The organism is Qingshengfaniella alkalisoli (assembly GCF_007855645.1).
Lineage (GTDB): Bacteria > Pseudomonadota > Alphaproteobacteria > Rhodobacterales > Rhodobacteraceae > Qingshengfaniella > Qingshengfaniella alkalisoli.
The window spans coordinates 602,189-626,965 of the sequence record NZ_CP042261.1; the positions used below are offsets into that span (position 1 = coordinate 602,189).

Annotated in this window: 22 protein-coding genes; 6 read left to right on the top strand and 16 right to left on the bottom strand. The window is 60.1% G+C overall.

From position 1 onward, the window contains the following. Positions 1-154: 154 nt before the first annotated feature. The 3 genes from FPZ52_RS03165 to FPZ52_RS03175 all read right to left on the bottom strand — a co-directional run bounded on the left by FPZ52_RS03165 (position 155) and on the right by FPZ52_RS03175 (position 2,798). Positions 155-448 (bottom strand): FtsB family cell division protein, encoded by a 294-nt coding sequence (locus tag FPZ52_RS03165; protein ID WP_146363628.1) that lies wholly within the window; start codon positions 446-448, stop codon positions 155-157. A 118-nt stretch (positions 449-566) separates the two neighbouring features. Beyond that, positions 567-1,496 (bottom strand): class I fructose-bisphosphate aldolase, encoded by a 930-nt coding sequence (locus tag FPZ52_RS03170; protein WP_146363631.1) that lies wholly within the window; start codon positions 1,494-1,496, stop codon positions 567-569. A gap of 111 nt (positions 1,497-1,607) precedes the next feature. Then, positions 1,608-2,798 (bottom strand): phosphoglycerate kinase, encoded by a 1,191-nt coding sequence (locus tag FPZ52_RS03175; protein ID WP_146363633.1) that lies wholly within the window; start codon positions 2,796-2,798, stop codon positions 1,608-1,610. Between the two features lie 140 nt (positions 2,799-2,938). On the opposite strand from FPZ52_RS03175, the gene FPZ52_RS03180 reads away from it, so the two are divergent. Then, positions 2,939-3,445 carry a peptidylprolyl isomerase gene (locus FPZ52_RS03180; protein ID WP_146363634.1) on the top strand — a complete coding sequence of 169 codons (507 nt, stop codon included), beginning with the start codon at positions 2,939-2,941 and terminating at the stop codon, positions 3,443-3,445. Further along, positions 3,438-3,998 (top strand): peptidylprolyl isomerase, encoded by a 561-nt coding sequence (locus FPZ52_RS03185; RefSeq protein WP_146363636.1) that lies wholly within the window; start codon positions 3,438-3,440, stop codon positions 3,996-3,998. The genes FPZ52_RS03180 and FPZ52_RS03185 overlap by 8 nt, the downstream gene beginning before the upstream one ends. 17 nt (positions 3,999-4,015) lie before the next feature. Here FPZ52_RS03185 and FPZ52_RS03190 read toward each other — a convergent pair whose 3' ends face one another. Further along, positions 4,016-4,363, bottom strand: a complete 348-nt coding sequence (locus tag FPZ52_RS03190; protein WP_146363638.1) for an MmcQ/YjbR family DNA-binding protein — start codon at positions 4,361-4,363, stop codon at positions 4,016-4,018. A gap of 54 nt (positions 4,364-4,417) precedes the next feature. After that, positions 4,418-5,671 carry a tyrosine--tRNA ligase gene (gene tyrS, locus FPZ52_RS03195; protein ID WP_146363640.1) on the bottom strand — a complete coding sequence of 418 codons (1,254 nt, stop codon included), beginning with the start codon at positions 5,669-5,671 and terminating at the stop codon, positions 4,418-4,420. Between the two features lie 48 nt (positions 5,672-5,719). On the opposite strand from tyrS, the gene FPZ52_RS03200 reads away from it, so the two are divergent. Beyond that, complete coding sequence (locus tag FPZ52_RS03200) at positions 5,720-6,832, top strand: anhydro-N-acetylmuramic acid kinase (protein WP_146363642.1); 1,113 nt, start codon at positions 5,720-5,722, stop codon at positions 6,830-6,832. A gap of 7 nt (positions 6,833-6,839) precedes the next feature. Here FPZ52_RS03200 and FPZ52_RS18855 read toward each other — a convergent pair whose 3' ends face one another. Both FPZ52_RS18855 and tkt read right to left on the bottom strand, forming a co-directional pair. Further along, positions 6,840-6,977, bottom strand: a complete 138-nt coding sequence (locus FPZ52_RS18855; RefSeq protein WP_168201254.1) for a hypothetical protein — start codon at positions 6,975-6,977, stop codon at positions 6,840-6,842. Positions 6,978-7,209: 232 nt separating this feature from the next. Continuing rightward, complete coding sequence (tkt, locus tag FPZ52_RS03205; protein WP_146363644.1) at positions 7,210-9,234, bottom strand: transketolase; 2,025 nt, start codon at positions 9,232-9,234, stop codon at positions 7,210-7,212. 250 nt (positions 9,235-9,484) lie between these two features. On the opposite strand from tkt, the gene FPZ52_RS03210 reads away from it, so the two are divergent. Both FPZ52_RS03210 and FPZ52_RS03215 read left to right on the top strand, forming a co-directional pair. Then, the gene (locus FPZ52_RS03210; protein ID WP_146363646.1) at positions 9,485-10,099 is read left to right on the top strand and encodes a GumC domain-containing protein; all 615 of its coding nucleotides are present in this window, start codon (positions 9,485-9,487) and stop codon (positions 10,097-10,099) included. Beyond that, complete coding sequence (locus FPZ52_RS03215; RefSeq protein ID WP_146363647.1) at positions 10,092-10,484, top strand: cell division protein ZapA; 393 nt, start codon at positions 10,092-10,094, stop codon at positions 10,482-10,484. The genes FPZ52_RS03210 and FPZ52_RS03215 overlap by 8 nt, the downstream gene beginning before the upstream one ends. A gap of 1,113 nt (positions 10,485-11,597) precedes the next feature. On the opposite strand, the gene FPZ52_RS03225 is transcribed toward FPZ52_RS03215, so the two are convergent. From FPZ52_RS03225 to FPZ52_RS03265, 9 genes are all read right to left on the bottom strand, one after another. Beyond that, positions 11,598-14,702, bottom strand: a complete 3,105-nt coding sequence (locus FPZ52_RS03225) for an efflux RND transporter permease subunit (RefSeq protein ID WP_146363651.1) — start codon at positions 14,700-14,702, stop codon at positions 11,598-11,600. An 18-nt stretch (positions 14,703-14,720) separates the two neighbouring features. Continuing rightward, positions 14,721-15,866: an efflux RND transporter periplasmic adaptor subunit gene (locus tag FPZ52_RS03230; protein WP_146363653.1), complete on the bottom strand. Its 1,146-nt coding sequence runs from the start codon at positions 15,864-15,866 to the stop codon at positions 14,721-14,723. 177 nt (positions 15,867-16,043) lie between these two features. Further along, positions 16,044-16,997: a glucokinase gene (locus FPZ52_RS03235; protein WP_146363655.1), complete on the bottom strand. Its 954-nt coding sequence runs from the start codon at positions 16,995-16,997 to the stop codon at positions 16,044-16,046. A gap of 129 nt (positions 16,998-17,126) precedes the next feature. Then, on the bottom strand, positions 17,127-18,083 hold the full coding sequence (locus FPZ52_RS03240; protein ID WP_146363657.1) for an ABC transporter ATP-binding protein: 957 nt from the start codon (positions 18,081-18,083) through the stop codon (positions 17,127-17,129). Beyond that, the gene (locus FPZ52_RS03245) at positions 18,080-19,057 is read right to left on the bottom strand and encodes an ABC transporter ATP-binding protein (RefSeq protein ID WP_146363659.1); all 978 of its coding nucleotides are present in this window, start codon (positions 19,055-19,057) and stop codon (positions 18,080-18,082) included. The genes FPZ52_RS03240 and FPZ52_RS03245 overlap by 4 nt, the downstream gene beginning before the upstream one ends. Positions 19,058-19,060: 3 nt before the next feature. Next, positions 19,061-19,972: an ABC transporter permease subunit gene (locus tag FPZ52_RS03250; RefSeq protein ID WP_146363661.1), complete on the bottom strand. Its 912-nt coding sequence runs from the start codon at positions 19,970-19,972 to the stop codon at positions 19,061-19,063. After that, positions 19,972-20,979 (bottom strand): ABC transporter permease subunit, encoded by a 1,008-nt coding sequence (locus tag FPZ52_RS03255; protein WP_146363663.1) that lies wholly within the window; start codon positions 20,977-20,979, stop codon positions 19,972-19,974. Before FPZ52_RS03255 ends, FPZ52_RS03250 begins: the two co-directional genes overlap by 1 nt. Further along, a complete protein-coding gene (locus tag FPZ52_RS03260; protein WP_146363666.1) occupies positions 20,979-22,073 on the bottom strand; it encodes a M24 family metallopeptidase in 1,095 nt (364 codons plus the stop codon). The genes FPZ52_RS03255 and FPZ52_RS03260 overlap by 1 nt, the downstream gene beginning before the upstream one ends. Positions 22,074-22,130: 57 nt before the next feature. After that, positions 22,131-23,723, bottom strand: coding sequence for an ABC transporter substrate-binding protein (locus tag FPZ52_RS03265; protein WP_146363668.1), 1,593 nt, complete (start codon positions 23,721-23,723; stop codon positions 22,131-22,133). 373 nt (positions 23,724-24,096) lie between these two features. Here FPZ52_RS03265 and FPZ52_RS03270 point away from each other — a divergent pair, with 373 nt between their 5' ends. Continuing rightward, positions 24,097-24,777, top strand: a complete 681-nt coding sequence (locus tag FPZ52_RS03270; RefSeq protein WP_146363670.1) for an HAD-IA family hydrolase — start codon at positions 24,097-24,099, stop codon at positions 24,775-24,777.

Sequence of the window (24,777 nt, forward strand, 5' to 3'; positions counted from 1 at the left end):
ACAGAGCGCAGCAATGGCCGTTGCGTCAACGGAAAAAATCGCAATTTGTGGTGGTTTTTGATGTTGACGCCTACGAAATGTAGGGTCAAAGCGAAAAACGACTCGCTTCTTTAAAAATATCTGAAGGAGATGCCGGTGTTCTCGGCGCGCGAACTTAGCGCAAGGTGATCTCGTTAGACCGCATCATGCCCAGAACGACTCGGGTGCGTTCATCCAGAAGGTCCAGATCAAGGTAACGATCGGACAGGCGTTGCGTCTGGTTGCGCAGATAAGCCACCTGATCGGCCAGTTGGTCGCGCTCCTCCTCCAACTGCGCGAGATCGGCGTCGATGCTCATGCGTTCAAGCACGCCAAGATCACCTCTAATGGCCGCGAAGGAAAAGTAGAACGCGAGCGCAAGCGTCAACGTGAAGTAGACCAGAAAACCAAATCCGCCTGATTTTTTCACGTCACTTCACGCCTCTGCTTTGCTGGCTGTTGCGACTATAGTCGCACCAACCGATACATAAGTGAATCCCGCTGCAACAGTAGGGCGGGCCGACTGTCGCAACTCGGTCACGGTCCTATCAGGCCTTGCCGCGGTAGATATCGACCAGCTTGCCAAGCATATCGAGCGCATCTGCACGCGGACGCTGGAAGCTATTGCGTCCTATGATGGATCCGTTGCCACCGCCTTCATAGATGGCGCGCGCGTCGTCATAGACACTGTCGGACCCCTTCTTCGCGCCGCCCGAGAAAATCACGATCCGGCGACCATCAAAGGCGGACTGCATGCAGTGACGCACGCGCGCAGCTTGAGTGGCCACATCGATTCCCTGGGCCTCATAGACCTTCTTTGCCTCGCCGAGCGACAGATGATCCGTGGAGAGCTTGATCTTTATGATATGCGCCCCAAGAAGCGCCGCGATCTGTGCAGCATAGGCGGCGATGTCGATGGCGGTTTCGCCGTCTTTATCCAGCGCTTCGCCGCGGGGATAGGACCAGATGACGGTGGCGATACCCTTGGACGCGGCCTCGCGGCGCATCTCACGGATTTCCTCAAACATATCGAGCGCCATGTCCGATCCCGGATAGATCGTGAATCCTACAGCCGAACAGCCAAGTCGCAGCGCGTCGTCGACGGATGCGGTGACAGCCTGGTTCTTGCCTGCGGTGCCGGACATCAGGGAATTGGCGGAATTGGCTTTCAGGATCGTCGGAATCTGTCCCGCAAAGGTGTCTGCGCCCGCCTCCAGCATTCCCAGGGGCGCTGCATAGGCATTCAGTCCTGCATCAATTGCCAAACGGTAATGGTAGTGTGGGTCATAGCCACCCGGGTTGGCCGCAAAGCTGCGGGCGGGGCCATGTTCGAACCCCTGATCGACGGGCAGGATGATCATTTTGCCTGTACCAGCGAGCTTGCCGTGCATCAGCATGCCGTGCAGCTTTGCTTTCACACCCGGCGTTTCGCCTTCATAGTTTTTCAGGATGTTCTGAACGATACGTGTCGTTTTCATGTGCCGCCTTTCAAGCTGTTTACCGCGTGGTAAAACCAACACAGACAGACGACAACACTGTGAACGCTAACGTCGCGCGATTGTCACGACGTTAGCGCTAAAAGGCGGTTTTTACTGCGACAATGCCGCGACGCCCGGCAAAGTCTTGCCTTCCATCCATTCAAGGAATGCGCCTCCAGCCGTGGAAACATAGGTAAAGTGATCGGCCGCGCCAGCCGCGTTTAGCGCCGCAACCGTATCACCGCCACCCGCAACGGAGGTCAGCTTACCGTCCTGCGTCAGCTTTGCCACGGTCTGCGCCGCTGCTTTGGTTGCGGCATCGAATGGTGGGATTTCAAAGGCACCAAAGGGGCCGTTCCAGACCACGGTTTTCGAACCTGCCAGCTTGTTTTCAACCAGCGCTACCGTTTCCGGCCCAGCATCGAGTATCATCGCGTCCGTCGGGCATTGATCGACTGGCAGGGTCTCATTGGCCGCGCCGGCCTTGAACTCGCGCGCAACCACGATGTCCTTGGGCAGGATGATCTCGCAGCCTTTTGCCGCGGCCTTTTCGACGATATTCTTGGCCGTGGTTGCCATGTCCTTTTCGGCCAGCGAGGTGCCGATTTCTATGCCATTGGCAAACAGGAATGTGTTGGCCATGCCGCCGCCGATCACCAGCGTATCAACCTTGTCGATGAGGTTGTGGAGCAATTCCAGCTTGGTCGATACTTTGGCACCACCAACGACAGCGAGCACCGGACGTTCGGGATTTCCCAGGGCCGCATCCAGAGCTTCGAGCTCTGCCTGCATAAGACGGCCGGCGCAGGACGGCAGCTTGTGCGCGATCGCTTCTGTCGAGGCATGAGCGCGATGCGCCGCAGAAAACGCATCATTGCAGTAGATGTCACCCAGCTCGGCTATTTGCGCGGCGAAATTGGCGTCGTTGGCTTCTTCTTCGGCGTGAAAGCGCGTGTTTTCGAGCAGCAGCACCGTCCCTGGCGACAAGGCATCGACGGCTGCTTGTGCCGCGACGCCAACACAGTCTTCGGCAAAAGTTACCGGCACGCCCAGATGATCCTCCAGTGCTGGTTGGACGTGGCGCAAGGACATGTCTGGCACGGGCTTGCCTTTCGGGCGGCCGAAATGCGCCAGCAGCACCGGCTTTCCGCCCTGTGCGATGATGGTCTTGACCGTGGGAACGATCCGTTCGATCCGCGTCGCATCCGTCACGGCACCGTCCGCCATGGGCACGTTGATGTCCACCCGCGTCAGTACGGTTTTGCCGTTCAGATCGAGATCGTCGAGTGTCTTCCAGCCCATGTTTCTTCCTTCCGGTAAGGTTCCGTCGCGTGTTTGCACCGCAGATTCCCGCCGTGGTCAACGAGTTTCTGGCATTGACCCTTCCGTTTTGACGGCACTCGCCATAGGGTCCGCGCAAACTCGGATTGAAGGAGAATAGCATGGCCGAGATCAAAGATCCGGAGAACACGATCATCGTCGAACTGAAAGATGGTCGTGTCGTGATCGAACTGCTGCCCGATGTGGCCCCCAAGCACAGCGAACGCATGAAGGAACTGGCACGTTCCGGTGCCTATGACAATGTGGCGTTCCACCGTGTGATCGACGGTTTCATGGCGCAGACGGGTGATGTCGAACATGGCAACATGGAAAACGACTTCAATATCCGCATGGCCGGGACAGGCGGTTCCGATCTTCCTGACCTGCCCGCAGAATTTTCCAAGCTGCCCCATGATCGCGGCACTCTTGGTGCGGCACGCTCGGCCAATCCGAACAGCGCGAACTCGCAATTTTTCATCAACTTCAACGACAACCATTTCCTGAATGGGCAATACACAGTTTATGGTCGTGTCATCGAGGGGATGGAACATGTTGATGCGATCATCCGTGGCGAGCCGCCTGCGGAGCCCGATCGCATGATCAGCATGAAGGTGGCCGCCGATGCGTAAGGCGCTCCTTGCAACAGCGTTGACCCTCGCGGCGGCACCGGCTTTCGCGACGGGTCTTGACATCGTGGTCGAAGGGCAGGCCAACGGGACGGTTCATATCGACCTGCTCGAGGACGTCGCCCCGCAGCATATCGCGCAGATCACTGCGCTGGCAGAAGAGGGCGCTTATGACGGCGTCGTCTTCCATCGCGTGATCGACGGGTTTATGGCCCAGACGGGTGACGTGGAATTTGGCGATGCGACGGATGAAACCTTCGACATGCGTCGCGCGGGGACCGGTGGGTCGGATCACGGCAATCTGGACGCCGAATTCTCCGACGAGACGTTCGAGCGTGGTGTTGTCGGCATGGCGCGAGCGCAGAGCCCGAACAGCGCGAACTCTCAGTTCTTCATCATGTTCGCGCCTGCACCGCATCTGGACGGTCAATACACTGTCATCGGTCGCGTGACCGAAGGCATGGACGTTGTCGATCAGATCAAACGCGGCACGGGTGGCAATGGCGCGGTGACCGGCGATCCCGATCGCATGGCTTCTGTTTCCGTAACAGACTAATCCGCGCGCCTAACAGGTCAGCCTTCGCGCGGCGCTAGGCTGGCCTGAACCTTCTTCGTCAGACCGTTGCGCACGATGTCGTAAGACACGGCGAGCCGGTGGCGAAGCTCATCTTCCGTGGTCGTCCAAGGCAGCTTGATCCAGCTTCGATGGAAATAGGGTGCGCGTTCACCCACGCCTGCATCAATCAGCATCGTTGCGGTCTCGATATCCGGTGTCTTGACGGATACTCCGTCATTCATCGCGCCGATACAGGCAAACATCTTGCCTCCTACCTTCCATGCATCATGCCCGCCACCCCATGGGTCGGAGACCTCCGCTCCGGGAAATGTGGCGCAAATTGCGTTTACGGCCTCTCTGCTCATGACAGTCCTGCCTTGGCGACCCCGGAAGGGTCAGGGTCGCCGCAGGATAACGCGTCAGGATGCCAGCGTCACCAGCGCATGACGTTTCTTGCCGGCGCTCAGCTTGATCGGCGCGGCCAGAGCGCCTGCGTCGATCATAAGGCCGGCGTCCGTGATTGGCGCATCGTCGAGGCGCGCGCCATTGTCCGCGATCAGGCGCTTGGCTTCCTTGCCGGTCCTGGCAAGGCCCGACCGAACGATCAGCTGTACGATGGAAATGCCATCTCCCAGTTCATCGCCGGACAGTGTCAACGTCGGCAGGTCATCGCCCACGCCGCCTTTCTCGAAAACCTCGCGCGCGGTGGCTTCGGCCGCGGCTGCGGCGTCTGCTCCGTGCAGAAGCGTGGTCACCTCGTTGGCCAGACGGATCTTGGCCTCGTTGATTTCCGACCCTTCCAGCGCGCCGAGACGTTCACATTCATCGACCGGAAGCTCGGTGTAGAGCTTCAGGAAGCGGCCTACATCCGCATCAGTGGTGTTGCGCCAGAACTGCCAGAAGTCGTAGGTCGCAAGCAGATCGCCGTTCAGCCAGATCGCGCCGCCCTGGCTCTTGCCCATCTTGCGACCGTCCGAGGTGGTCAAGAGCGGCGAGGTCAGGCCATAGATCTCACGATCCAGCACGCGACGGGTCAGGTCGATCCCGTTGACGATGTTGCCCCATTGGTCCGAGCCGCCCATCTGCAACATGCAGCCATAGCGGCGGTTGAGTTCCAGGAAGTCGTAGGCCTGAAGGATCATGTAATTGAATTCGAGGAAGGACAGGGACTGTTCCCGATCCAGCCGCGACTTGACGCTTTCGAATGACAACATGCGGTTGACGCTGAAATGCCGGCCGATATCGCGCAGGAATTCCAGGTAGTTCAGCCCGTCCAGCCATTCGGCATTGTCAAGCATCAGCGCGTCTGACGGCCCGTCGCCATAGGACAGGTAGCTGGCGAAAACCTTGCGCATCCCGTCGATATTCGCTGCGATCTGGTCAGGGCCGAGCAGTGGCCGTTCATCGGAACGGAAGCTCGGATCACCCACTTTCGTCGTGCCGCCGCCCATCAGCGTAATCGGCTTGTGGCCGGTCTTTTGCAACCAGCGCAGCATCATGATGTTCAGCAGATGTCCGACATGCAGCGACGCCGCCGTGGCGTCATAGCCGATATAGGTCGGCACCACCCCGGCCATCAGCGCGTCGTCCAACCCTTGCAGGTCAGTGCAGTCCGCCAGATAGCCGCGTTCGATCATTATGTTGAGGAACTCGGATTTCGGGTGGTAGGTCATGGTTACATATCCGTATTTGAACGTGCGCAGCTTATAGGGGGTCGGGGCATGAAGGGAAAGACTGCATGGGAAGATCGCGCGGTCTGGGTCGCCGGCACGATGTCAGGCACGTCGCTGGACGGGGTCGATGTGGCAATGCTCCTGACCGATGGCGTCGAGGTTCTGGACTTCGGGGCGCACGCCTATCGTCCCTATAGCGCGGAGGAACAAAAGGTTCTGCGCGCCGCGCTGAACCGGTGGCAAGGGGATCCAGGCACCGACGAAGCCGCGCGCATCGTGGAACAGGCCCATGTCGAAGTGTTGCGAGAGCTTCAGGGAGCGGAGCTGGTCGGATTTCATGGCCAGACATTGGCTCATGAGCCGCGCGGGCAGGGTACGTATCAGGCAGGCAACGGGCAGGCGCTGGCAACTGCGCTGCGATTGCCGGTGGTGTGGGACTTCCGGACCGCGGACGTGCATGCGGGAGGCGAGGGGGCACCGCTGGCCCCTGTCTATCATTTCGCGCTGGCGCGGTGGGTCGGGGTGACGGAGCCCGTCGTTTTTCTCAATCTCGGTGGTGTGGGAAATTTGACCTATGTCGACCCCAACGCAGTCGATCCTTTCGCATCGGACGCTATGTTGGCTTTCGACACCGGGCCCGCCAACGCACCGCTGAACGATCTGATGATGGCCCGCTTCGGCAGACCCTTCGACGAAGGCGGCGAGGTGTCGGGCAGCGGTCAAGTATCTTCCGATGCGCTCAAGCGCTTCATCGCGAACCCGTATTTCTGCCGTATTCCGCCCAAGAGCCTGGACCGTAATGATTTCGCAGAACTTGTCGAGGACGTCAGTCCGCTGGATGACACGGATGCGGCGGCAACACTGGTCGAGGCGGCAGCTCTGGGTGTGGCGAATGCAGTGCGGTGGTGCCCAAGGCCGCCTGCGCAGATTCTGGTTGCGGGCGGGGGGCGCAAGAACCCGCGGATGATGCGCCGCATCGCTGAATTGTCCGGGTGTATTGTCGAGCCCGTCGAGACGGTGGGACTGAACGGCGACATGCTGGAAGCGCAGGCTTTTGCCTATATGGCGATGCGCAATGTGCGTGAACTGGCGATCAGCGGGCCGGATACCACCGGCGCGCCGGGGGCTTTGACGGGGGGGCGGCTGAGCTACCCGCGTTGAGTGTCAGTCAGTGGCTACCGATATAGAGGGCAAAGGCGAAAAGGCAGACTGCGACGCCCAGAAACTTTGCCAGATAAGCTGTGCTGGGTTCGGCCGGGTTCAGGCGACTCCAGATCTCTTCGATAGAGCCTTTGATGGCACTCATGCGGGTTACCTCCAATATCAATAGTGACAGATGCGCGGCCATCGACGAGCAGGTCGGTGTTTCGCGTAGCCCGGACGCGGGCGGTATGTCTTGGATGAGCATGAGGTATAGTCAGGCGCGCTGACCTTCAATCACCTGAGGGCAAGGAAACTGTATGTGCCCTAACGTTACTTTCGAAGTGACCGTATGTCGAATATTGAACGCCCGAGCGCACACCCGGGCGTTTGGATGATTACTTGCTGCCCAGCAACTCGCGAACCTTGGCAGCCGTTGCCTGAGCCGTTATGCCGAACTGCTCATACAGCACCTCGGCCGGTGCGGAGGCGCCGAAGCCGTCCATGCCCACAAAGGCCGCTTTGCCGGACTTGCCACGCTCACCCAGCAACCACTGATCCCAGCCCTGGCGGACACCGGCCTCGATCGCAACGCGAACGGGGCCTGCTGGCAGGACGCGGCGGCGATAGGTTTCGGGCTGCTGCTCGAACAACTCCATGCAGGGCATGGACACCACGCGGGTGCCGATACCCTCAGCCTGAAGGATATCACGAGCCTCCAGTGCGACGGAAACCTCGGTGCCGGTCGCGATCAGAATGGCCTGACGCTTGCCCTCGGCTTCTGCCAGCACATAGGCGCCTTGCGCGACGAGGTTCTTCGTCTTGTAGTCCTTACGCACGGCGGGCACCCCTTGACGCGACAGCGCCAGTACGGATGGCTTGGATTTCTGCTCCAGCGCGACTTCCCAGGCTTCAGCCGTTTCCGTGGCGTCGGCCGGGCGGAAGGTCAGGCTGTTCGGCGTCGCCCGCAGCATGGCCAGGTGCTCGACCGGTTGGTGGGTGGGGCCGTCTTCGCCAAGCCCGATGGAATCATGCGTCATGACGTAGGTGACAGGGATTCCCATCAGCGCGGACAGGCGCATGGCCGGGCGGGCATAGTCGGTGAAGCACATGAAGGTGCCGCCATAGGGACGGATACCGCCATGCAACGCCATGCCGTTCATCGCTGCAGCCATACCATGTTCACGGATGCCGTAATGTATATAGCGGCCGTTGCGGTTGTCGATGTCATGGATACCCAGATCAGCCGTCTTCGTGTTGTTCGACCCGGTCAGGTCAGCCGAGCCGCCAACGGTTTCGGGCATGATCTCGTTGATAACTTCGAGCGCCATTTCGCTGGCCTTGCGGGTCGCGACCTTGGGCTTGCTTTCGACATACTGACGCTTCAGTGCCTTGATCGCGGCGGGCAGCTTCTTCGGCAGGTCGCGGCCGAGAATGCGGGTAAACTCCGCCTGCTTGGTGACCGAAAGACCGGCAAAGCGGGCGCACCATTCTTCCTGAGCACCGGCTCCTTTCCGGCCGATCTCTTCCCATTGAGACTTGATGTTGGCGGGAACCTCGTAAGGGCCATACTTCCAGCCATAGGCAGCTTTTGTGTCGGCAACGACTTGCGGGTCCGTGAGTGCACCGTGTCCTTTGGCCGTATCCTGCGCCGCCGAGCCGAGCGCGATATGCGTCTTGCAGGCGATCATGGAGGGTTTGGTGGATTTTTTCGCTGCGTCGATGGCACGGTCGATGTCTTCCGGATCATGTCCGTCGCAGTCGAACACCGACCAGCCAGACGCACGGAAGCGATCAATCTGGTCCGTCTTGTCGGCAATGCTGACTTCGCCGTCGATGGTAATGTTGTTGTTGTCCCAGAACACGATCAGCTTGGACAGCTTCTGGCGGCCTGCCAGCGCGATCGCTTCCTGGCTGACACCTTCCATCAGACACCCGTCGCCCGCGATCACATAGGTGAAGTGATCGACGATCTTCTTGCCGTAGCGCGCACGCAGGATTTCTTCGGCCAGCGCGAAGCCCACCGAGTTCGCGATTCCCTGGCCCAGCGGGCCGGTGGTCGTCTCGATGCCTTCGGCATGGCCGTATTCCGGGTGACCGGCCGTCCGCGCGCCCCATTGGCGGAAATTCTTGATTTCCTCGATGGGCATCTGCGCGTACCCCGTCAGGTGAAGCAGAGAATAGAGTAACATCGACCCGTGACCGGCTGACAGAATGAACCGGTCGCGGTCGGGCCAGTTAGGGTTGGCCGCGTCGAATTTCAGGTGCTTTTCGAACAGCACTGTTGCCACGTCAGCCATGCCCATCGGCATCCCGGAGTGACCCGAATTGGCGCCCGCAACGGCGTCGAGGGTCAGCGCGCGGATCGCGGCGGCTTTCATCCAATGGTCGGGGTTGCGGTCGCGCAGGGCTTCAAGGTTCACGGGACAGGCTCCTGAATGGCGCGGCACGGGGCGTGCCGTAGCGATAAATTGGCTTCTCTGAGCGCCTGCTTTAGCAACTCGCGCCCGAAGATCAAGGTCAAGCTACCGGCAAGGGCTCGCCTGCGCAGGAATTGCGTTGCGCAAGGCACGGTTTGCGCGGTTCATATCCTTGGGTTACATAAGTTGCAACGCGGCGCATTCTGCATAGGGTGCTGTCCGACAAGAACAGGCAGTCGGGGGACGACAGGCGATGAGCGAACTCACCGAAATGGAGCAGCGACTAATCGGTGCGCTGGAACGGATGCGCAATGCGTTTTCGCAGCAGCAGGGCGCGTTGCAACAGGCACATGCGCGCGCGGATGCGGCAGAACAGGAGCGGGACGCGTTCGCGCAGTCAACGCCTGTCGGCGATGTACCTGCCGCTCCGGATGCCGATGCCGAGGCGCTGAAAACCGAATTGTCGGTGACGCTGGAAGCGCTGGAAAGTGCGCAGGCGGAAAACGAACGGCTCGCCGGAGAATTGCACGATCTGCGTTCCGCACCAGCGCCAATGGTTGAAGCGCCGGTGGTCGAATCCACAACAGCCGATCCGGTGTCGCGCGGCGAGGTCGAGGATTTGCAGGCCCGCATTGGCGAATTGGAACTGACCTTGCACAAGCTCAAGCAGGTGAACGGTCAGCTGCGTCAGAACAACCGTGCGTTGCGCGACGCATGCGAGGCGGGTATTTCGGACGCCGATCTCATTAATGACGGATTGAAGCAGGAACTCGCGGCGCTGGAGGCCGCGCGTCAGGCGGACCGGGCTGAACTGGAAAGCATCCTGTCATCACTGAAGCCGCTGGTGGAGGACACACAACATGCCTGAGGTGAATATTTCAATCGGTGGCCGCGAGTTCGAAGTCGCGTGTCAGGAAGGTGAGAAGAAGTTTCTCGAGGCCGCTGCAGCCATGCTTGACGCGGAAGCAGCGACACTTTCCGATCAGATGGGGCGCATGCCAGAATCGCGCATGTTGCTGATGTCCGGCCTGATGCTGGCCGACCGCATGGCTGGCGTGGATGAACAAATCAGGACGTTGCAAGAAAAGGTGGCGTCACAGGAAGCCCTGATTGAGGAACTCAATGCACGGCCTGCGCAGAAGGTCGAAGTTCCGGTTATTCCGTCGACGGTGAAAGACAGTATCGCCGAACTTGCCGCCCGCGCGGAATCGCTGGCGGAGGCGATGGAAGAGGCGATTCAGCAGGATAGCTAGCAACTGTACTTGTCTGGCAGGTCGAGCGGGCCATTCCTGGCGAACTTTGCACAGCGTATTCGCGATTGTGACGAGCTTGTGGGCGACAATTGCGGTGTCGCCCACAAGCTTCATCAGGGACGAACCACAGACGCCACCCCTGCCGGCTGGTGGGCTCGAAGCACACAATGCGCCGGCCGACCGCACCTGCTCGGCAAGACGGTTGCGTGCTATCCCGGTATCGGGCAGCCGCAGCCTCTGGCGTTCCGGTAGACAGTGAACATCCGGCCAGTCGCGGCTGACATCTATGCCAATGATCTGATCATGTGATGCCTCGCTCGTGCTCTCTGCCTTCTGCGCTGCGGTCCTGGGCGGCCGCATTCAACTGTTCGAGACGATGAAGAGAGACGGTGCTGGTTCGCCAGGAAACATGGCCGACGTCACAAGGCTCGGACGCCATATACCGCCCCGTCAGCGACCTCTGCGAAGGCACCTGACAGCAACAGCATAGCAAAGTAGAGATACAGAAGGCTCAGGACAGATTGATTTCGACCGGGTAGTGCGATTCACCGTTTGGCAAACGAGCGGCGACATGCCCGATCTCTTCCGGCTGAGCGAGGCCCGGATGGCGCGCTGTTTTCCCAAAGCTCGGCGAAGTTGCAAGCCATCTGTGACAGTCAGGGACGCGCGATCAGCCTGCCGAACCTCAAGTGGTTGCTGGGTGATCGTGGCTGCCCCAAGGCCTTCTTCGCAGCCATCGCTCTCGCAGCAAAAGTCATATGCTGGTTATCTGTTCTGAGCTTGGCACCCGCCATGGCCTTCTGGCTGTCTTCGCCAATCACCGATCCGGCTATGTTTGTATCTCGCGCCGGCGGTCTCGGAATCGATGATCACGACCTACATCTTCAACGGGATTGTATGATTGCTGAGAGAATGGCCGTGCCTAAGTTTTTGGTGGGAGCGCGGTATCCGACAAGATGGGTTCGACGTGGCCGTTCTTTCAAGCGGCGATAGCAGCAAATGGAAAACTGCCTCGGCGCCCCCTTCGCCAAGGCAGTTTCATGTCCGACAATCCGGAGTACGTCACGCCGGGGTGCCGCCTGTTTCGCTGCCGGGGCTTAAACCCGATCCGCGTCAATTGGACTTACGTGACAATATCCTGCGGACGATGACGAAGAACACCGGCACGAACAGCACACCCAGAATCGTGGCGGAGAGCGTCCCACCAAGCACGCCGGAGCCGATAGCATTCCGCCCGCCTCGACCCGCACCGGAGCTCAGTACAAGTGGCAGAACGCCGAGAGAGAATGCCATCGAGGTCATGATGATCGGACGGAAACGCTGGCGGGAGGCCTCGACCACGGCATGAAGCAGCGGCTCGCCTGCATCCTGGCGGTCACGAGCGAATTCGACGATCAGGATGGCGTTCTTGCCGGTAAGCCCGACCACGGTGAGCAGCGCAACCTGGAAGAACACACCATTGTCGAAGCCGCCCAGCCAAGCACCGCATAGCGCACCCAGAATACCGATGGGCATGGCAAGCATAACGGCAAAGGGGATGCCCCAGTTCTCGTACAGTGCTGCAAGGCACAGGAAGACCGCGGCCAGTGACAGCGCGTAGAGAAGGGGCGCTTGATTGCCCGACTCGCGCTCTTCGAGTGACAGACCGGTCCATGCCACCGCAAAACCGGGAGGAAGCTGTTCTGCGAGGCGCTCGATTTCCGCCATGGCTTCACCGGATGACACACCCGGAGCGGGGCTGCCCTGAATCTGCATGGAGGGCACACCGTTGTAGCGTGCCAGACCCTGCGGCCCGAAGGTCCATTCACCCGTCGCGAAATTCGAGAAGGGGACCAATCCGCCGCTGGCGTTCCTGACGCGCCAGCGTTCGATGTCTTCAGGCGTAGCGCGAGCGTCGGCGTCACCTTGAACATAGACCTTCTTGATGCGCCCACGGTCGAGGAAGTCGTTCACATAAGACCCGGCCCAAGCGACGTTCAGAAGCTGCCCGACATCAGACGGTGACACACCCATTGCACCGGCCGCACGCCAGTCGATGTTCAGATTGTACTGGGACGCGTCTTCCAGCCCGTTGGGGCGCGCGGACGCGATCAGCGGGCTTTGCGCCGCCATTCCCAGAAGCATGTTACGCGCTTCCAGAAGCTCTTCATGTGTTTGACCGTTGCGGGCCTGCAGGTAAAAGTCGAAGCCGCTGACATTGCCCAACTCGATCACGGCGGGGGGAACGATTGGAAAAACCAGCGCATCCTGTATTTGGCTCAGCGCGCCATAGGCACGCCCGGCCACTGCCTGAACGCTCTGATCGGGGCGTTTGCGTTCCTCCCAATCCTTCAGCTTGACGAAGGCCAGACCCATATTCTGTCCCTGACCGGCGAAACTGAAGCCGACCACACCGAACATGGATTCGACGTTCTCGGCCTCGGCATTCAGGAAGTAGTCCTCCACCTGTTCGACCACATCTTGCGTGCGCTCGGCGGTCGCACCGGTCGGCCCCTGGATCAGTGTCATCAGGATGCCCTGATCTTCTTCGGGTAGGAAGCCGGTTGGCGTCTTGACGAACATCCAGCCCATCGCAACGACCATCATCAGATAGATCAGGAAGACCCGGACAGGACGGCGCACCATCCAGCCGACGCCGTTACCATAGCGCCCCAGCGTGGCGTCAAAGGCACGGTTGAACCAGCCGAAGAAACCGCGCGTCTTGTCATGATGCGCGTCGGGGCTTTTCAGAAGCGTCGCACATAGCGCTGGCGTCAGTGTCAGGGCAACGACGACCGACAGTGCCATGGCCGATACAATGGTGATCGAAAACTGTTGATAGATCACGCCGGTGGAGCCACCGAAGAACGCCATCGGCACGAACACCGCTGACAGAACCAACGCGATGCCGATCAGCGCACCGGTGATCTGTCCCATGGATTTGCGGGTGGCTTCCAGCGGTGGCAGGCCTTCCTCTTCCATGATCCGCTCGACGTTCTCCACTACCACGATGGCGTCATCGACCAGCAGACCAATGGCCAACACCATTGCCAGCATGGTCAGTGTGTTGATGGTGAACCCCATTACCGCAAGGATTCCGAATGTTCCAAGAAGCACGACCGGGACAGCGAGCGTCGGGATCAACGTGGCGCGGAAGTTCTGCAGGAACAGGAACATAACGAAGAAGACGAGGACGATCGCCTCGATCAGCGTTTTGACCACTTCGTGGATCGAGATTTCGACGAAGGGTGTCGTGTCATAGGGAATGACGTATGACACACCTTCGGGGAAGAACTCCGCGTATTCGTCCAGCCGTTCCTTGACGCGTTCCGCCGTGTCCAGCGCGTTCGCGCCCGTGGCCAACTGGATCGCCATACCAGCCGAAGACTGGCGGTTGTAACGGGCAATGGCGCTATAGCTTTCGGCGCCGATTTCGACACGCGCCACGTCTTGCAGAAGCACCAAACCGCCATCGGTTTCGGCGCGCAGAACGATCTGTTCGAAATCCTCGGGTGTACTGAGCAGCGACTGCGCCGTGATCGTGGCGTTCAGCTGCTGGCCTTCCATCGCGGGAAGATCACCGAAGGAACCGGCAGAAATCTGTGCGTTCTGAGCTGACACAGCATTGACGACATCTGACGGTGTCAACTGGTAGGCCGCCAGTTTGGACGGGTCCAGCCAGATGCGCATGGCGTATTGCGCGCCGAACATCTGTACACCGCCGACACCTTCGATCCGGCTGAACTCGTCTTGCATGTTGGAGACGATGTAGTCGGCCAGATCGGTGTCATCCATGTCCTCGGACTCCGAGATCAGACTGACCACCATGAGGAAGCTCGACGTCGATTTGTTGACGCTGATACCGAGCCGTTGAACGATCTCGGGCAGAAGTGACGTCGCTTGGGACAGCTTGTTCTGCACCTGCACCTGCGCGATGTCGGCGTCCGTACCTGTTTCGAAGGTGAGCGTGACAGAAGCCGTGCCGGCCGATGTCGAGTTGGAATTGATGTATCTCAGCCCATCCAGACCCGTCATCTGCTGTTCGATCACCTGTGTGACCGTGTTGGCGACAGTATCTGCCGATGCGCCGGGATAAGCCGCGTTGATGCTAACCGACGGGGGAGCGATCTGAGGATATTGGGCGACGGGAAGAGTGCGGATTGCAAGCACCCCGATCCCCATGATGATGATGGATATCACCCATGCAAAGACGGGCCGGTCGATGAAAAAACGTGCCATTGGTCAGGGGACTCCGGCTCAGTTCTGTGCTGCGGAGGCGTCGGTCGTTTCGGCCCCGCGTTCCTGTGGGGCGACGGTCGCGCCCACCGCGATCTTCTGAAAACCCGCGACGATCAGGCGGTCGCCGTCTTCCAGCCCTTCGGTGACGATCCAGTGGTTGCCACTGTCGCGCAGGACGGTCAGCATGCGCTGTTCGACCACGTTCTCGTCATTGACGACCAGCGCTGTCGGCTGGCCGCGGCGATCGCGAGTAATACCTTCTTGCGGCGCCAGAATGACATTCTCGACGACGCCCTGGGGCATTTCGACTTGAACATACATGCCGGGCAGAAGAAGCCGGTCGGGGTTGTCGAATTCCAGACGTAGGACGACAACGCCGGTCAACTCATCCACATGCGGCTCTGCAGCGGTCAACTGGCCTGTTTGCTCGTAAGGTGCGCCATCGGCGAGGATCAACTCCACCGTGCGGTCAGCATCGCCCAGTTCCTGGTCCGTGTGCCCGCGACGCCAGCGAATGATGTCGGCAGCCGATTGGGTCACGTCGACATAAACCGGATCAAGCTGACGGATCGTTGCCAGCGGTTCGGCTTGACCGGCGGTGACCAGCGCACCTTGCGTGGTCAGCGATCGCCCGAGTGATCCGGTCAGCTGCGCACGTATTGTCGTCCGGTCCAGATTGATGCGGGCCGTTTGCAGTTGTGCCTGCGCCAGTTGCAGCCCTGCCGATGCCGCGTCGCGGGCGGCAATGGCGTCATCATAGGACTGCGCACTCGTCACATTCCGGTCCAGCAGCGTGGCGAAGCGTTCCGCTTCTTTGGTTGTGGCGTCCAGATTGGCCTGCGCCTGAGCAACAGAGGCTTCGGCCTGTGCCAATTCAGCTTCATAGGTCGCGTCGTCGATCTTGTATAACGGGTCGCCGAATTCGACATCCGCACCTTCGTCGAACAGACGTTCCTGAATGATTCCGTTGACCTGCGGGCGGACCTCGGCCACGGCAGACGCGACAACGCGGCCGGGCAGGGTCGTCGTCAGCGTCGTGTCCTCGGCCTGCAGTGTCACAACTGTGACGGGCGTTGGCGGCGGGGCGTCTTGCGCGATGGCGACGCCGCAGGATATACCTACTATCGTGGCAGCGAGTGTGAGTTTGGCCGTATTGAGTGTCATGCGGTTTGCTCCACCATCAAGAGATTAGCCCTGCGGCTCGTAATTGAACTGAACGGTTTAATACCTTCGCGAAAATCGGCTGACAAGCGCGCGGGCACCGCTAATTATGTGCGCAGAACGCGTAGCGAATTTATTCAGTTGTGCAAAAATGCACGGGTGGTCAGTCGGACGCGCTCTTCAGACGTGATTGTCGGCGAAACGCATGCAGCCGGTCAATGCGGCATAGTCATCATCTACCAGAAAGACCTGAAACGCTGCATTGAATTGACGAAACCGCCCCTTGTCGAGGAAACCTTCGGCAAAACCGTGATCGGCGAGAAGGTTCTCGACCGCGCGGGCCATGCCTCCGATCAGGTAGATCCCTCCGCGTGGCAGGTGAACAAGCGCCAGATCCCCCGCGACACGCCCGAGGATGTGGCAGAACATGTCGATGCTTCTGCGTGCGGTTTCCGCGCCAGGCTCTCGGAGTTCCGACAAGATGGCCTTGCCGTCACGAGGTGCTTCTTCACCGGAATAGAACTGGTAGATTGCGGGCAAACCGCGCCCGGACAGGACCTCTTCGACTGAGGCGAACCCTTCGCAGCGCTCGGCGACCCAACGGCTGAGAGCATAGCTGTCTTCATCCCAGACCGGCAAAGAGATGTGCCCGCATTCCGACGGCACCACGGAACGCGCACCGGGACGACCATGAACGGGCGCTGCGTTGAAGCCCGTGCCTACGCCGATCACCAGTCGCGATCCATCGGGATCAAGCGGCCGGCCATCGCTGGTCAGAAGCGGCTGCCATGTCACGTCGTCAAGCGCGTGGCCTTGTGCCTCCAGGTCGTTGATGACATAGCCCTGCGCCGCTCCGGTGGCCTTTTTCAGCAAGGCTGCGTCAATCGCCCAATCAAGATTGGTCAGACGACCGACGCCGTCTTCGACGGGACCTGCGACCGCGACACAAGCTGTGGTAAGGTTGTCCAGGCCCAGATCGCTGACCTGCTTGCGCAGGACGTCATCCAACCCGTGAAAATCGGCGTTGCGAAAGCGTCTTACACTGTCGGCGCGGATTGCCTGGCCGTCAAACACGGCCACACGGGTATTCGTGCCGCCCACATCCGCAACAAGGCAAGTCGCATTCGCGTTCATAGACTTCCTCCCCTTGGCCGGCCTCCCCGCCGTACCGTGATCCTCGTGGTTGCTTACGGGAAATAGCGCGACGGGGCAGGGGATGTCGATATGAAAATTTCGACGCTCGAATTAAAAGCTGCAGTGAAGCTAGTTCTCGGGGAAATAGCAGGCGGCGCGATGCACCTTGCCTTCCAGCTCCGGGCGGGTCTGGCGGCACTTGTCCTGCACCTTCCAGCAACGTGGTGCGAAAGCACAGCCCTGCGGCACGTTGATGGGCGAGGGAAGTTCGCCTTTCAGCTTGATCCGCTGCTTTTGGCCGCGTGGGTCCGCCATCGGCGTCGCCGAAAGCAGAGCCTTGGTGTAGGGGTGCTTCGGTGCGTTGAACAGATCGTCTTTCGATGCGATCTCGACAGGTCGGCCCAGATACATGACGATCACGTCATCGGCCATGTGACGCACGACCGACAGATCATGCGAGATGAACAGATAGGCCAAATTCAGCCGGTCCTGCAGATCGACCAACAGGTTCAGGATCTGGCTCTGGATCGACAGGTCGAGCGCCGATACGGGCTCATCGAGCACCAGCACCTTGGGTTCCAGCATCAGCGCACGTGCAACCGCGATCCGCTGGCGCTGGCCACCCGAGAACATATGCGGGTATCGCTCGAAATGCTCGGGGCGCAGGCCCACCAGCTTCAGCATCTCGCGCGCCTTCTTTTCCCGTTCCGCGGCGGGAATGTCGGGGCGGTTGATCTTCAGCGGCTCTTCGAGGATCGCACCAATGCGGTGCCGTGGGTTCAGCGACCCATAGGGGTTCTGGAACACGATCTGCACGGATTGACGCAGTGAAGCCCAGTTTTCCGGTAGGGCAGGCTTGCCATCGATGGTCAACTCCCCGCCGCTTGGCGGCTCGATCAGCGTGACCACACGGGCGAGAGTGGATTTTCCGCAGCCCGATTCACCCACGATGGCCAGCGTCTGGCCCGGGCGAAGCTCGAAGGACGCCTCGGACAACGCGCGCACGATCTGGGGTTTGCCGAATACACCGCCGCCGGTTTCATAGTGGCGGGACAGCTTGTTGGCGACGACGACGGGTTCGCTCATGCCTCAAGCTCCTCTTTGACGTTCAGCGGATAGTGACACAGGGCGCGGCCCATCGCGTCTGGTTGCACCGGCGGCTTGATCGCACGGCATTTGTCATCCGCAAAAGCGCAGCGCGGCGAGAACAGGCACCCTTGCGGGCGGTCGTACTGGCCGGGAACCACACCCGGAATGGTTGGCAGATGCCGCTCGGTCGCGCGTTCGGGCAGCGCGGCCAGCAAAGCGGCGGTGTAAGGGTGGTGAGGCGTTTCGAACAGGTCGACTACCGGCTGTTCTTCGACCTTCTGACCCGCATATTGCACGCTGACACGTTCCGCCGTTTCGGCCACAACGCCCATGTCATGGGTAATCAGGATCAGCCCCATGCCGGTCTCTTTCTGCAGATCCGTCAGTAGATCAAGGATCTGCGCCTGAATGGTCACATCGAGCGCAGTGGTGGGCTCGTCCGCGATTAGCAACCTTGGCTTGCAGGCGATGGCCATGGCAATCATCACGCGCTGGTTCATCCCGCCCGACAACTGGTGCGGAAAGACATTCAGTCGCTTTTCAGGTTCTGGGATGCCGACCATGTCGAGCAGCTCGATCGCGCGAGCATGACGCTGCTTGCGGCCCATCCCCATATGCTGGCGCAGCGCTTCCTTGATCTGGAAGCCTACCGTGAAGCAAGGGTTCAGCGATGACATTGGCTCCTGAAAGATCATCGCCATATCCTTGCCGATGAGCTTGCGTCGTTCCTTGGCGCTGATCTTTCGCAAGTCCCGGCCCATGAAGGACATCTCGTCCGCAGTGATCGTCGCCGTCCATGGCAGCAGCCCCATCATGGCCAGCATCGAGACGGATTTGCCCGAACCGGACTCGCCCACGATGGCCATGATCTCGCCGTCATCAACGGAGACATCGACGCCGTCGACCGCGCGGAACTTGCCAGAGGTGGTCGCGAAATCGACCGAGAGGTTTCGAATATCAAGCAGGGCCATGGCTCAGCTTCTCTTCAGTTTGGGGTCAAGCGCGTCGCGCAGACCGTCGCCCATCAGGTTGATGGCGAGCACGGTGATCAGGATCGCGAGACCGGGGAAGGTAACCACCCACCAGGCGCGCAGGATGAATTCGCGGGCCTCGGCCAGCATGGTGCCCCATTCCGGGGTCGGCGGCTGAGCACCCATCCCCAGAAAGCCAAGCGCGGCGGCATCGAGGATTGCGGTCGAAAAGCTCAGCGCCGCTTGCACGATGATAGGCGCCAGGCAGTTGGGCAGCACGGTGATGAACATCAGGCGCCACAGCCCCGCACCGGCGACCTTGGCCGATACCACGTAGTCCTTGGTGCGCTCGGAAATGACCGAAGCGCGCGTCAGGCGCACGTAATGAGGTTGCAAGACAATCGCGATGGCAATCATCGCGTTCAGCAGCGACGGGCCAAGAACGGCAACCAGAACCAGCGCCAGAAGAAGCGATGGGAAGGCCAGGATGATATCCATGACCCGCATGATGATCGTGTCCAGCCATTTGGGTGCAAAGCCCGACAGCAGACCGATCAGGATGCCGCCGGTCGCGGCTATGACGACAACCACGATCCCGACAAAGAACGAGAACCGCGCACCATGCAACAGGCGAGATAGCATGTCACGCCCAAGCGCATCGGTGCCCAATGGGAACTCCCAAGTGCCGCCTTCCTGCCAGAACGGCGGCTGCAACAAGTGCTCACGAAACTGCTGTGCCGGATCATGAGGGGCGATGACGCCCGCAAAAATCGCGACGGTGACGAAGGCCGCGAAGGCCCACAGCCCGAAGACGGCACCGCGGTTCTCGCGGTAGTAATGCCAGAATTCGCGCAGGCGACCGGGGCGTTCGGTGGACAGGTCGTTTTCGACCTCTGTTGAAAGTGCGGAATCCATCAGCGTTTCCTGATCTTCGGATTGATAAGACCGTAGAGCATATCGACGGTGAGGTTCACGATCATCACGACCACGGCGATCATCAGCAGACCGCCCTGAACGACCGGGTAATCACGACGGAAGATCGAATCGACCATCCATTTGCCGATGCCTGGCCAGCTGAAGATCGTCTCGGTCAGGATAGCGCCAGCCAGAAGCGTGCCGACCGACAACCCGATAACGGTAATTACCGGGATCAGCGCATTACGCAGCGCATGCAGACCGTTGACACGCAGCGGCGACAGGCCCTTGGAGCGCGCGGTGCGGATGTAGTCCTCGCTCAATACTTCGAGCATCGCGGAACGTGTCTGGCGTGCAATCACGGCCAACGGGATCGTTGCCAGCACGATGGTCGGCAGGATCAGGTGACTGACGGCAGACCCGAATGCGCCTTTCTGCCCCGAAAGAAGCGAGTCGATGAGCATGAAACCCGTCTTCGCGTCGAAGAAATAGAGCAGATCGATCCGGCCTGAAACGGGCGTCCAGCCCAGATTGCCTGAAAAGACGATGATCAGCAGCAACGCCCACCAGAAAATCGGCATCGAATAGCCGACAAGTGCGGTGGACATTAACGCGCGATCGAAGAACTTTCCGCGGTTCACGGCCGCAATAACACCGGCCGGAAGGCCAAGGATAACGGCCAGTATGATCGCGCAAAGCGACAGTTCCAGCGTGGCGGGGAAAAGCGCGAAGAACTCGTCCCAGACGGGTTTCTTGGTCACGAAGGACTGCCCCAGATCGCCTTGCAGCACACCTGTCAGGTAGTCCCAGTATTGCACCCAGATAGGTTTATCGAAGCCAAACTGCTGGACAAGCTCGTTGTAGCGATCCTGGCTCAGTCCGCGCTCGCCGGCCATGACCACGATCGGGTCGCCGGGCAGAAGGCGGATGAACGAGAACGAGATCAAAGTCACCCCGAAAAAGGTCGGGATGAAGGTCAGCAGGCGAGAGAGAATGAATTTCAGCATTAGCCCACAATCATCAGGTCTTTGGGGAACTGCGTCAGCGACCGGCAGCCGGTTTCCGTGACAAGGATATCATCCTCGATGCGAATTCCGAAGTTGCCGAGCTGATAGAGCCCCGGTTCATTGGTGAAGACGGCGCCGGCGGCCAGCGCCTCGTGGTTGCCCCGCATGATGTAGGGGGCTTCGTGCACGTCGCGTCCCAGCCCGTGACCCGTCTTGGTGCGGATGCGGTCGGCGTAGGGCGATGCTTCCAGAACAGCCGTCACGGCGTCGTCGATGTCATGCGCGGTAACGCCTGCGCGCGTGATCTCATGGCCCTTAAGGTTTGCGCGCAGCACGGTGTCGTAAACGGCGCGCGCCTCGTCGGAAGCTTCCTTGACAAACACGGTGCGGGTGATGTCGGCGGCAAAGCCGTCCTTACGGGCGCCGAAATCGAACAGCAGCGCGTCACCCGGCTGGAGGCGGTAATCTGCGCGGGCATGGGCGTGGGGGCGGGCGGAGTTGTCGCCCGCGGCAACAATCGGACCGAACGCCTGATCGTCCGCGCCATTCGCGAACAGTGCCATCACGAGGATCTGCTCGACTTCCTTTTCGGTCATGCCCACGCGAACACGATCGAGCGTTTGCTGCAATGCGACTTCTGAAATGCGGATTGCGCGTTCAAGGGCCGCAACTTCGTCGTCTGTCTTGCAGATGCGCAAACCGGAAATCGCTTTCTCGGCATCGTCGATCCGCAGGTCGGGATAGGCTTTCATCAGCGCATGATGAACGAAGACTCGCATGATCTGGCCCTCAACCGCCAGAGTCGACAGGGTCATGTGCTTGGCGAGCGCATCGAAGGCATGCTGGTAGCCGTCCTGATCGCGCCAATCGAAAACCTTGCCTTCAAAGCCGACAAGGGCGAAGGAACCAAGTTCCAGGTTGGGCACGATGGCGGCGGGATCTCCCTCGGCGGGGATCACGACCAGCATCGGGCGTTCATGGCTGTGGAAGTCCTGCCCGAGCAGCCGAACGAAATTCGGGCCGGGAACGAGGGCGATAGCATCGACGTCTAGCTGACGTGCGAGTGCCTGGTATTGAGCATGGCTGGCTGGCATTTGCGGGCGCTTATATAAGAGAAGCGGGGCCTTCAAGCCCCGCTCCGTTACGTCATTCTATTCAGCCAGGCTGACATCCGTGAAAATGTGGCTTCCCAGCGGATGGACCTTGTAGCCCTGAACCTCTGGCCGCATCGGCATATAGACAACCGAATGCGCGATGGTCGCCCAGGGGGCCTGCTCCTTGAAGATGACCTGCGCCTCTTCATAGAGCTGCGTACGTTCTTCCCTGTCGCTGCTGACCTTGGCCTTCTGGATCACCGACTCGAAGGGTTCGTAGCACCACTGCGCACGGTTCGAGTTGGTCACACCGTCGCAGCCCAGCAGAACAGCCAGGAAGTTGTCCGGATCGCCGTTGTCGCCCGTCCAGCCCAACAGAACGGCACCGTCGCGGTCCAGATCGCTGGAACGGCTCAGGTATTCGCCCCATTCGTAGGACACGATCTCGACGTCCACGCCGACCTCGGCGAAGTCGTTCTGCAGCAGTTCCGCCATCCGGCGCGCGTTCGGGTTGTAGGGGCGCTGAACCGGCATTGCCCAGATCTTCATGGACAGGTCGGTCACGCCCTCTTCCTCCAGCATGGCCTTGGCCGCTTCGGGATCATAGGGATCATCCTCGATCGCGTCGTTGTAGGACCACATGGTCGGGGGGATCGGGTTCTTGGCGATCTCACCGGAGCCCTGGAAGACAACGTCAATGATGCCCTGCTTGTCGATGGCCATGTTCAACGCCTTGCGCACCTTCGGATTGTCGAAGGGTTCCATCGTCGTGTTGTAGGCCAGGTAGCCCACGTTCAGACCTTCCTGCTCGGCAACTACGATGTCTTCGTTCGATTTCATCGCTTCGATATCGGCCGGGTTCGGGTAAGGCATGATGTGGCATTCGCCAGCCTGCAACTTCTGGTAGCGCACGGATGCATCAGGCGTGATCGCAAAGATCAGGTTCTCGATCGCGGGGGCGCCGCGGAAGTAGTCCGGGTTCCCTGCATAACGGATCACGGCATCCTTCTGGTAAGCCACGAAGGAGAACGGTCCCGTGCCGATAGGCGCTTGGTTCAACTGCTCTGGCGTGCCGGCTTCCAGCATCGCGTCGGCATATTCCGCGCTCAGGATGGACGCGAAATCCATGGCCATGTTGGCAACGAACGGCGCTTCGGGACGATTCAGGACGAATTTGACAGTGTAGTCATCCACCTTGTCGATCGACTTGATCAGGTCGGGCATGGACATACTGTTGAAGTATTCCCACGTGCCGCCCGATACGCCGTGATAAGGGTGATCCTCGATGCGCTGACGTTCAAAGGTGAAAATCACGTCATCGGCGTTGAAATCACGGGTCGGCGTGAACGCGTCGCTGGAATGAAACTTGACGCCTTCGCGCAGATGGAAGGTGTACTCCAGACCATCCTCGGACACGTCCCAGCTTTCTGCGAGGCCGGGCTGGATTTCGGTCGAACCGGTGATGAATTCAACCAGACGGCTGTAAACCGTCTGTGCGGATGCGTCGAAGGTCGTGCCAGCGGTGTAAAGTGCCGGGTCGAAGCCTTCGGGCGAGCCTTCCGAGCAATAGACCAGATTCTGCGCGGACGCCGCGCCAGCCGCAAGCGACACCAGCAAAGCGGTGGTCGCTGCCAGTTTTGTTTTCAGCATGTTGCTCTCCCTGTAAGTGGAGCGTTGATATTGTGCGAATACCGCCCGCAGGTGATCTGCGTCACGTTATCCGTTGGCGGTCCGGCGCTGATGCCGAACACCCAATACGCGAACCTTGACACGGCTTTGTGATCGGGGCAAGTGGCACGAATTTCGTGACCAAAGGTAAATAACTGATATCAACCCGTAAATTGTTCCGTTTGCAAATTTAGTGGGCGGGCATATCGGTTGCCACTAAACGATGTCAGCGGGAAAAGCGCTCAATGCGTGACGGGTGCAAGCGACGATCTGCCGCGTGCGGTGCGCCTTTCCTTTTCATTGGTGGCGTCTGGGATTATCCAATCGGCAAACGCGCATTGTGTCGGAAGGTGCCATGGCCACGATTGTCTTCGATCTTGACGGAACGCTTGCGGACACCTCCGGCGACTTGATTGCCGCAGCCAACGCCGTGCTTTCGGGTTTGGGTAACGCAGGATTGCTATGTTTTCAGCAAGACCGCGAAACAGCTTTTCACGGTGGCCGTGCGATGCTGACGCTCGGTTACCAGCGGCTCGGTTTGGATCCCGATAGCGACACGCGCAACGTCCATTACGATGCGCTTCTCAACGCATATGGCGCAGCGATGGATGTCCATACACAGCTTTTTCCGGGCGTTGAAGCGTCGCTCGACCGACTTCTGGCGGCAGGGCACAGATTGGCCGTTTGCACCAACAAGATGTCGGGCCACGCGGAAACGCTGCTCGGCCTGCTGGGAATTGCGGATCGTTTCGGTGCGGTCGTGGGGGCTGACACGCTTCCGGTCCGCAAGCCGGATCCGGCGCCCTATGTCGAAGCCGTGGCCCGCGCAGGCGGGACGGGGCAGCCAAGCCTGCTGATCGGCGACACGGACACCGACCTGAAAACCGCGCGCGCAGCCGGCGTTCCTTGTGTGCTTGTCACTTTCGGACCGGCGGGCGAGCGGGTAGGTGCATTGGAACCAGACGCGCTGCTGAATCATTACGATGCGCTGCCGGACCTGGTGGGGCGACTTCTGTCCGTCAAAGCCGAGCGATAG

Coding starts and splice junctions, on each gene's coding strand:
- FPZ52_RS03230 (WP_146363653.1), bottom strand. CDS start 15,866: ATGACACTCAATACGGCCAAACTCACACTCGCTGCCACGATAGTAGGT.
- FPZ52_RS03190 (WP_146363638.1), bottom strand. CDS start 4,363: ATGAGCAGAGAGGCCGTAAACGCAATTTGCGCCACATTTCCCGGAGCG.
- tyrS (WP_146363640.1), bottom strand. CDS start 5,671: ATGACCTACCACCCGAAATCCGAGTTCCTCAACATAATGATCGAACGC.
- FPZ52_RS03265 (WP_146363668.1), bottom strand. CDS start 23,723: ATGCTGAAAACAAAACTGGCAGCGACCACCGCTTTGCTGGTGTCGCTT.
- FPZ52_RS03225 (WP_146363651.1), bottom strand. CDS start 14,702: ATGGCACGTTTTTTCATCGACCGGCCCGTCTTTGCATGGGTGATATCC.
- FPZ52_RS03260 (WP_146363666.1), bottom strand. CDS start 22,073: ATGCCAGCCAGCCATGCTCAATACCAGGCACTCGCACGTCAGCTAGAC.
- FPZ52_RS03210 (WP_146363646.1), top strand. CDS start 9,485: ATGAGCGAACTCACCGAAATGGAGCAGCGACTAATCGGTGCGCTGGAA.
- FPZ52_RS03185 (WP_146363636.1), top strand. CDS start 3,438: ATGCGTAAGGCGCTCCTTGCAACAGCGTTGACCCTCGCGGCGGCACCG.
- FPZ52_RS03240 (WP_146363657.1), bottom strand. CDS start 18,083: ATGAGCGAACCCGTCGTCGTCGCCAACAAGCTGTCCCGCCACTATGAA.
- FPZ52_RS03255 (WP_146363663.1), bottom strand. CDS start 20,979: ATGCTGAAATTCATTCTCTCTCGCCTGCTGACCTTCATCCCGACCTTT.
- FPZ52_RS18855 (WP_168201254.1), bottom strand. CDS start 6,977: ATGAGTGCCATCAAAGGCTCTATCGAAGAGATCTGGAGTCGCCTGAAC.
- FPZ52_RS03200 (WP_146363642.1), top strand. CDS start 5,720: ATGAAGGGAAAGACTGCATGGGAAGATCGCGCGGTCTGGGTCGCCGGC.
- FPZ52_RS03250 (WP_146363661.1), bottom strand. CDS start 19,972: ATGGATTCCGCACTTTCAACAGAGGTCGAAAACGACCTGTCCACCGAA.
- FPZ52_RS03235 (WP_146363655.1), bottom strand. CDS start 16,997: ATGAACGCGAATGCGACTTGCCTTGTTGCGGATGTGGGCGGCACGAAT.
- FPZ52_RS03170 (WP_146363631.1), bottom strand. CDS start 1,496: ATGAAAACGACACGTATCGTTCAGAACATCCTGAAAAACTATGAAGGC.
- FPZ52_RS03175 (WP_146363633.1), bottom strand. CDS start 2,798: ATGGGCTGGAAGACACTCGACGATCTCGATCTGAACGGCAAAACCGTA.
- FPZ52_RS03270 (WP_146363670.1), top strand. CDS start 24,097: ATGGCCACGATTGTCTTCGATCTTGACGGAACGCTTGCGGACACCTCC.
- FPZ52_RS03245 (WP_146363659.1), bottom strand. CDS start 19,057: ATGGCCCTGCTTGATATTCGAAACCTCTCGGTCGATTTCGCGACCACC.
- FPZ52_RS03215 (WP_146363647.1), top strand. CDS start 10,092: ATGCCTGAGGTGAATATTTCAATCGGTGGCCGCGAGTTCGAAGTCGCG.
- FPZ52_RS03180 (WP_146363634.1), top strand. CDS start 2,939: ATGGCCGAGATCAAAGATCCGGAGAACACGATCATCGTCGAACTGAAA.